The organism is Ruminococcus sp. (assembly GCF_045129435.1).
In the GTDB taxonomy this organism is placed as follows: domain Bacteria; phylum Bacillota; class Clostridia; order Oscillospirales; family Acutalibacteraceae; genus Ruminococcoides.
The window spans coordinates 1-3,309 of sequence record NZ_JBGVJL010000055.1 but is presented as its reverse complement, the minus strand read 5'-3'; the positions used below and the strand labels follow the sequence as shown (position 1 = coordinate 3,309).

The following is a 3,309-nucleotide window of genomic DNA, read 5'->3' as shown; positions in this document are numbered from 1 at the left end:
GGCAAATGTCGCAAGGGTGTTTTGAATTGTAATCCATAATTCTTTCTCCTTTTTTATTTAGGGTATAAATTTATACCCTTATTTATTTAATATAGTGCTTTTTTATATTGTTTTTGTGCTTTGATGGTATAAATTTATACCCTCAAAGCAAGTCAAAATAAATGAGCAGAGGAATTTGTTGTCTTTCCTCTGCTCATATTTAGCGTTGATTGTATATTGTTAATCCCAATCAATTTCATCTATACCGATAACATCTTCTTCGGCTTCTGCTTCTTCAAGTCGTTTCCGCTCGTCCGGAGTGAGTTTTGTAAAATCAGAATCCCACTCCAAAATCAGTTTTTTTACATATTCATAAACGAGGCGTTGTTTGTCTTTTGGTAACATATCCACCATTTCTGAAATTGTCTTTTTTGACATTATAATCACCTCTTATCGGCAAGTGGAACAACTGCAAGAGTTTTTCCAAGTGGAGCTAATATTTTGAGAATAGTATCAAGCTGTGGGTTTGTATCACCTTTTTCTGTTCTCGCAATTACAGGTTGTTTTACACCGCTGAGTTTTTCAAGCTCCTTTTGACTTATACCTTGTTCTTTTCTTGCTTTGATGATTTCACCAATAAGGGCAACTCTAAGATTGCTTTCAGCAATTTCTTCGGGAGTGAAAATTTCTTTTCTAAAATCTTCCCAATTTTTTCCAATAGCAGGATTGTTAATATAAGTTTGGTCCATATTATACACCTCTCTCTGTTAAGCCTTTGTATGGGGTTTTACGAGTTTTTTTCATAAAGTGATGAAGTAGTACATAACTACCATTTCTTTTATTATATTTCAAATGTATTAAAAGGTCAATAACTTTTGAGTTATTATATACTATGAATCTTACATTCCGCTTGCCAGTGACAAAACATTTTCAGGAACAACAGGTCTGAGATAATAGTCTTTTTCGCACACTACCTTCTCGTATTCCTTTTTGCCCTGAAAGCTGTCAATGACCTCTTTTTCTTCGTCAGTCATATCATCATAATGAATTTTACCGTATGTCGGCGGCAACCAGTTCTTATGCTGACAAGCGTAAATATTAAACCTGTCAACGAGCTTCTGGTCCTTAAATTCAATATGGACTGTACCCTTCTTGAAGATAGAAATATAAAAATACTTGAGTTCGATTTTGCGTGTAACGCCCATTTTTACATTTCTTTCAAGTATTCCCATAATATTACCGCTTGTAATCTCGTTGCCTTCAAAGTAATTGAAAACCTTTTCGACATCTGACAGCATATGTGCTATACAATAAGATTCAAGACTGCCATAGAAAGTGTATGTAGTCATAGGGATAATTACCTTTTTGCCGATTTTGTGAGCCTTGTTTGTTTTCCAACCGTTGAAATAGTGGATAGTGTTCTTACATTCAGGATAATAGGAATGTTCCTCGGTGAATTTGTCGAACAAATCCATTATACTTTTCTCAACGCCCTGATAGATTTTGCTGTTCATCTCACAGATAAGCGTTTTGATGTTATACTCTGAAAAATCGTAATTAGCAAAGGTTGAAACCATATCAAGGTAATGACTGCGAAGCTCGCTTGTAAAGTTTTTAGTTATACTTTCGTTATTGAGCAATGCAGTCCAATACTTTCGCCTCACGCTTTCAACATAACCGTTTATGCTCAAATCACCATCTGGGATTGAAAGGGATAACAACGGTTGGGCATAGGAATTATTAGCCTTATCAAAACTGCCATCAAGGTAAGGTGCGAGGCTGTTATATTCTTCAATAAGCCTGATTCCGAGTTCTACATCAAGATTGAATCTGTGAACGGAAGATTTGATGTAGTCGTTCAAGGTTAAATCTGTAGCCGCATACTCACTTTCAGACAGCTTTTCGGCTTCTTTCAGATGTTCAAGTATATCACTGCCGAAGGAATCCTTATGAGGAATAGAAACATACACAAGTGCAACCTCAACATCAGTGCTTCTTTCCGCACTCAGAAAACCGCCCTCAATATACTCTATATCAGCGTTGTATTCATCAAGCAAATTCAAGAGGAGCTTTCTGCTGTTGGTGCAAGGATTAAGCAAAGTCTGAGCATTAAGCAGACAAACTATCTGACCGCCGTTATGTAACAGGCTGATAGCTTTGAGCAGGTGCTTGTCACCTTCTGAAAACGGTGGATTCATAATAACAAGGTCGTATCTTTTGAAAGTGTCAAAATTAAGAAAATTATCACCTACAATATGAATACCGTCTTGAAAAAAACATATATCCTTGTTGATGAACATATCCTTATCAATGTAAAACTCACTGTCATCATCGGGATTAAGGGTAAGCCTTTCTTTTTTCAGATACTCGCTTTTGCAGTGATACGAACAAAACCTTTTCTTTGAGTATTCTGAAATATTGAAAAGCTCTTGCTTAACTTCGTACTCAGAAAAGGCAATAGGCTTGCCAAAGTATGTTTCTACCTTTGCATTACAGCAATCACAGGTAAAAGTTACCTTATTAAAGTATTTTTCTGTATTGTAGCAATGCTCGCCGATTATTATACAATACAAGTCGCCTGCTTTTAATCTCTTTGAATAACGAAAAGAAATATTATCTCCGTATTCTGCTTTTATGATTTCCTTGAAATGCTCTCGGCTCTCGCATATAAGGCAGTCCATTACCAATTCCGTATTCTGAGCTTTGCTTATTGAATTATACAATCCAAATTCACTATCTTTTTTGAGATTTGCTGTAGCTGTTTCTTCATCGGCAACCTCATATATTCTGTAAACTATTTCAAGCAAGCTTACTCACACTCCTTCTGTTTGAAATATCGGCGAATTTCTTTAATTCCGTAATGCTCGATACATTTTCCACAGACATCATATTTGCCGTAAATTACTTTCCAACCTTCCTTAGCTTTGTAACATCTCCAATTATCTCTGCATATGCAATCACTCATTCTTTTTCCGGTGCTTGCTGTTTCTGCAATCATCAAAGAGAGTTAATGCTACAGGCAGGCTCACATCGGTACGGACTCAGTAAAGAATATAGAAAATAGCCTGTCCAAAACATTAGGTTTTTTTTCAAAACATTCTTTGTTTACTCTGAGTTTGTATAATTCCTCAATTTTCATTTTTATTCCCCTTTCGTTGGTGTCCTTTTCTTCGATATCTTTATTATATCGTAACCGTCAAATAAACCACCGTATTGTCCTCCACTCTGAAAATGTGCGAAAATATTAGCAAAAACGAAGTGTGCGGTTGTAGTCCATTGTATTCGAACGGATATAATCGACTACAATCGAACACAATCACAGGGGTGGAA

The 3,309-nt window shown here is 36.0% G+C and carries 4 protein-coding genes; all 4 read right to left on the bottom strand.

Annotated elements, in window-relative coordinates; translation table 11 throughout:
• Nucleotides 1-219: 219 nt before the first annotated feature.
• The 4 genes from ACJMMI_RS02810 to ACJMMI_RS02795 all read right to left on the bottom strand — a co-directional run bounded on the left by ACJMMI_RS02810 (nt 220) and on the right by ACJMMI_RS02795 (nt 2,980).
• Complete coding sequence (locus tag ACJMMI_RS02810; protein WP_405353307.1) at nt 220-417, bottom strand: hypothetical protein; 198 nt, start codon at nt 415-417, stop codon at nt 220-222.
• A gap of 5 nt (nt 418-422) precedes the next feature.
• Nucleotides 423-728, bottom strand: a complete 306-nt coding sequence (locus tag ACJMMI_RS02805; protein WP_405353304.1) for a helix-turn-helix domain-containing protein — start codon at nt 726-728, stop codon at nt 423-425.
• A 150-nt stretch (nt 729-878) separates the two neighbouring features.
• A complete protein-coding gene (locus ACJMMI_RS02800) occupies nt 879-2,786 on the bottom strand; it encodes a DUF4942 domain-containing protein (RefSeq protein ID WP_405353301.1) in 1,908 nt (635 codons plus the stop codon).
• Nucleotides 2,787-2,788: 2 nt separating this feature from the next.
• Nucleotides 2,789-2,980 carry a hypothetical protein gene (locus tag ACJMMI_RS02795; protein WP_405353299.1) on the bottom strand — a complete coding sequence of 64 codons (192 nt, stop codon included), beginning with the start codon at nt 2,978-2,980 and terminating at the stop codon, nt 2,789-2,791.
• Between the last annotated feature and the right edge of the window lie 329 nt (nt 2,981-3,309).